The organism is Gilliamella sp. BG2, assembly GCF_046635645.1.
Classification (GTDB): Bacteria; Pseudomonadota; Gammaproteobacteria; order Enterobacterales; family Orbaceae; genus Gilliamella; species Gilliamella bombi.
Genome location: NZ_JBIDFF010000056.1, coordinates 1 through 3,473 on the forward strand (window position 1 = coordinate 1; position 3,473 = coordinate 3,473).

The 3,473-nt window shown below is 32.7% G+C and carries 6 protein-coding genes; 1 reads left to right on the forward strand and 5 read right to left on the reverse strand.

Annotated elements, in window-relative coordinates:
• Together ACGH6Q_RS12015 and ACGH6Q_RS12020 are read right to left on the reverse strand one after the other, a co-directional pair.
• Positions 1-197, reverse strand: a 197-nt coding sequence (locus tag ACGH6Q_RS12015; protein ID WP_411592952.1) for a host cell division inhibitor Icd-like protein, incomplete at its 3' end; no start/stop codon positions are given.
• A 1-nt stretch (position 198) separates the two neighbouring features.
• Complete coding sequence (locus ACGH6Q_RS12020) at positions 199-540, reverse strand: hypothetical protein (RefSeq protein WP_065585765.1); 342 nt, start codon at positions 538-540, stop codon at positions 199-201.
• Positions 541-676: 136 nt separating this feature from the next.
• Here ACGH6Q_RS12020 and ACGH6Q_RS12025 point away from each other — a divergent pair, with 136 nt between their 5' ends.
• A complete protein-coding gene (locus ACGH6Q_RS12025; protein ID WP_085166035.1) occupies positions 677-856 on the forward strand; it encodes a YlcI/YnfO family protein in 180 nt (59 codons plus the stop codon).
• 319 nt (positions 857-1,175) lie between these two features.
• On the opposite strand, the gene ACGH6Q_RS12030 is transcribed toward ACGH6Q_RS12025, so the two are convergent.
• From ACGH6Q_RS12030 to ACGH6Q_RS12040, 3 genes are all read right to left on the reverse strand, one after another.
• On the reverse strand, positions 1,176-1,937 hold the full coding sequence (locus ACGH6Q_RS12030) for an antA/AntB antirepressor family protein (RefSeq protein ID WP_085166036.1): 762 nt from the start codon (positions 1,935-1,937) through the stop codon (positions 1,176-1,178).
• A gap of 99 nt (positions 1,938-2,036) precedes the next feature.
• Entirely contained in the window at positions 2,037-2,447 is a 411-nt protein-coding gene (locus ACGH6Q_RS12035; RefSeq protein WP_143422134.1) for a hypothetical protein, read from the reverse strand.
• Positions 2,448-2,450: 3 nt separating this feature from the next.
• The gene (locus ACGH6Q_RS12040; protein WP_065627088.1) at positions 2,451-2,660 is read right to left on the reverse strand and encodes a helix-turn-helix transcriptional regulator; all 210 of its coding nucleotides are present in this window, start codon (positions 2,658-2,660) and stop codon (positions 2,451-2,453) included.
• Positions 2,661-3,473 lie beyond the last annotated feature (813 nt).

Consider the following 3,473-nt stretch of genomic DNA (forward strand, 5'->3'; position numbering starts at 1 on the left):
CCAAAGCTTCTAGTGTCTTCAATGACTGGATATAAGCGAATTCTGGCAATAAAGATAAGGGATGATTTGCCTAGGCTTTTTCTAGCTTGTTGTTCTGTAGGAGCTAATGCCTCAAATACTTTGGCAGTAGTAAGGTCATAGAATTTAAATAGTTTGGTTTCACGATTACTTTTTTCTTTATAATTCGTTTTCAACATACTATTTACCTCCCTTACGGTTTTGTGTAGCATCAAGTAGGTTAATTTGATTTGAAGCGAAACAGGCAACATCTCTTAATTGTGCTAGTAAATAGCCAATATCGCGCATATCACTTTTAAGGTTCTGCTCGGAATAACTCTCATTTTCACTAGCCCAAAACATCAGGTTACCAATCGCACCTATTCCATATAGAATAGATTGCTGTAGTTCTTCAAAATGATTCTCAGCTTGTAATAAATGGTGTGTTGGAATATCTGCTTGATAGAGATTTAAAACAGAAATTAAATTAGATAGGTCAGGTTGCCCATTTTTAGGGCGTAGGGTATCATTACTATTAGCCATAGCATTACTCCGTTTAATGTTTGTGGTTAGATGCCTCGATAGTGTTGGTCGCACTTCGTGGCATTGCTTTTTAGTGGTATTATCCTTAATATGGTATAAACCATTAACTGATAATCTAACATAGTGGTATAAACCAATGCAAGAAGAAAATAAAAAAAGAAGTTTTGACCGTTCTAAGAGCACATCTAAAATAATCCGCTTTGAAGATGATTTACTTGAACTAATGGAAAAGCAAATACTACAAGAAAGTAGTAACTTTAGCGCATGGGTTAAGGATGCTTGTCGCGAAAAACTAGCTAAACTAGATAAGAAATAATCTTTTAACTTAATGCCACTGATTGGTGGTATTTGTTTTCCCATTCTCCTTTTTATGGACTCAAGAAACATACTTTTGAAATTCAACCCCATGCAATGATTAGTACGCATTAAAAAAACGGTTTTCACTGCGTACTTAGCGCGTACTTTTACACTGGTTTCCACTGAAATAGGCTTTTTTGACTGAAAACTAGAATTATTGCCAACCAAGAAGAATGATTTCGCGTTAATTCCGTTAAAATAGCAATTTAAGCGATTATTTAGGGCTTGAGTATATTGCCCTATTGCTAGGGCGTTAAATGGGTGTGTAGTCATCATAATTAAGCCACCTGTGCCATATGACGGATTAAATAAGCATGAGATAACTTTATTAGCTCGGCTTTTCTCTGATGATAGTCGTAACCAATATGGATTAATGTTATATTTGCGTTCTCAAGGTATGCGATATGGTTTAATTCAAATTCGTTTAGGTGGTCACGAATATTACCAGTAAGATTATTGGCTTTCTTGTATTTGCTTGATGTAGTACCTAATACGATGCGGTTAATCATATCGAATTCATTAGTAAATACGGTGTTATTTGCGCTTTTCCCCAGTGCTTTACGTTGCTCTGTTAAAGCGTCACACATAGGACGGCTATAATCTGCGACTTTTAAACGTGCTTTTAATCGATTAAGTGCTTTCTTTTGGATTGTTGGCGCGATTTCTTTAAGATGTTCTTCACAACGTATAAAGTACTTTCTTATTGCTCGTCCTTTCTCGTTATTTTCAATCATTGCTAATTCTTTAGCGGTTCCGATTGTAAGGATGTAATCTGTACTTTTACGATCTCCACCTCGCTTAGTTGTCCATTTTATTTGTTGTTCATTATTTGTACTTTGATTCCTGAATTCTGATGAATCAAAGATTAAAAAATCATCATTTTTAATAAGCCCATATTCTTTTATTCTTCCCTTTATCCATGTTGAAAAATCATTTCCTACTTTTAAGTAATTATGTAAAGCCTTTGCGCTAACTGTTTGCTGTAATTTACCGTTTAATTGTGTTTCGGTTACTGGTACTAAATTATTAAAATCTGTCATTTTTTATCTCCTAACGTGTCCGAAAATTCCCCGTTTAGCTAAATTTAGGCAAAGGGATACCGTCGGCTCAAAAATGAGCTTTGCTATAAAATCAATTAATTAAGCTGCTTTGCTTGGATAAAGTGCTAAAATTTGGCTGATATCTGATTCAGTTAATAAGCTATTTTCATAACTAAGAATCAGATTAACCACCTTTTGAGCATCTTCCTTATTGGCTAGGTAATAGCGATAGTGTGAGCCTATTCCGTCGGTATTGGGTTCATCCATGCGCTTTAATGTGATGCCTAACTTTCTTTCTAGTTCTGAACAGTAATTTCTACCGCTAGAAAGCCTACAGGTGCGCAATATCTCATTTTCTGTAATACCATTGTCACCAGTACACGCAATTAATAGGTAAGCTCTCGGCTTTTTGGGTAGCTTTTTATAATCAGATTGGCTATTATTGGAAGCGTCAAGATTCCAATGCAAGCCCTTTATTATTTCGCGATATAGAGGGTTTCCAATTTGCATAAATTACCCCCTTGCCGCTTTTTTTGATTCAATCCAGCTATTAACTTCTTGACTAGATAAAAAAACTTTTCGACCCAATAATTTTATTGGTTTAGGTGCGGTTTTGTCATTTTTGAGCATTTGATAATATGAGGATGTGCTTTTATAACCAATTAAGGCAATAAAATCTTTTAACGGGATAAGACTATCTTTGTTATTTAAAATTTTTTCCATGTAAAAATCTCTTTTTAAATTACTAATTAAAAAGAATTAAACAATGATAGGGGATGAAAGGAGCTAACAGAGATTGGTTGATAAATCAACAGTTAGTTAATATTGGCATTGACTACTTTTAGTAGATAAGACAATATATAACTGAAGTTGTTAAGCAATTTGTTACATTTCTATCTGTATCATGTTTAATTTCTTCGTACTAGGGGATCTGGCTTCTAAGTTTGGCGACCGTGAACCAACTCCCCTTAAAACTATCAACTGAGATACTCCTCATTAATAGCTTTTCAATTAACTACCTGTATAAATAACTAGGTAATCAATTTAACTAGTATTTTATCAAAGTATTCTGAAAAATAAAGCACAGTAAATAATAAATATCAAAAATAAGGCGCAAAATGAGCGCTCTAAGCCCTTTAAATACAATTTTGGTTGCTATGTATTACTTAACTTTAGTAACGCCGTAAAAATGCTGTCATTTGATTTACGATCTGATTTTAATAAACATTATTTTTAACTTTATGATTTTTAAATAAATTAAATTTCAAGTAATTCAGTTTATGATCGGATTTGTATAATCGCCTTAATTTTGTAATGAATTAGCCAGTGAAAAAATGCTCTTAAAAAATATTTTTCACCCATTGATTCGTTTGCTTGTTTTTTAATCAATTAATATTCAGATTTACTATATATAGTAGTAAATTTTGATAATGTATTACTATATATTGTAAATTTTTACACATAAAATTATTTTAGATATGAAATTATTGAGGCTACTAATCAGGAATTTTTATACACATAGTGATAAGATGATCA

Bases quoted from the DNA above. Each gene is read 5' to 3' on its own strand.
- ACGH6Q_RS12035 (WP_143422134.1), bottom strand. From the start codon at position 2,447: ATGCAAATTGGAAACCCTCTATATCGCGAAATAATAAAGGGCTTGCAT.
- ACGH6Q_RS12025 (WP_085166035.1), top strand. From the start codon at position 677: ATGCAAGAAGAAAATAAAAAAAGAAGTTTTGACCGTTCTAAGAGCACA.
- ACGH6Q_RS12040 (WP_065627088.1), bottom strand. From the start codon at position 2,660: ATGGAAAAAATTTTAAATAACAAAGATAGTCTTATCCCGTTAAAAGAT.
- ACGH6Q_RS12030 (WP_085166036.1), bottom strand. From the start codon at position 1,937: ATGACAGATTTTAATAATTTAGTACCAGTAACCGAAACACAATTAAAC.
- ACGH6Q_RS12020 (WP_065585765.1), bottom strand. From the start codon at position 540: ATGGCTAATAGTAATGATACCCTACGCCCTAAAAATGGGCAACCTGAC.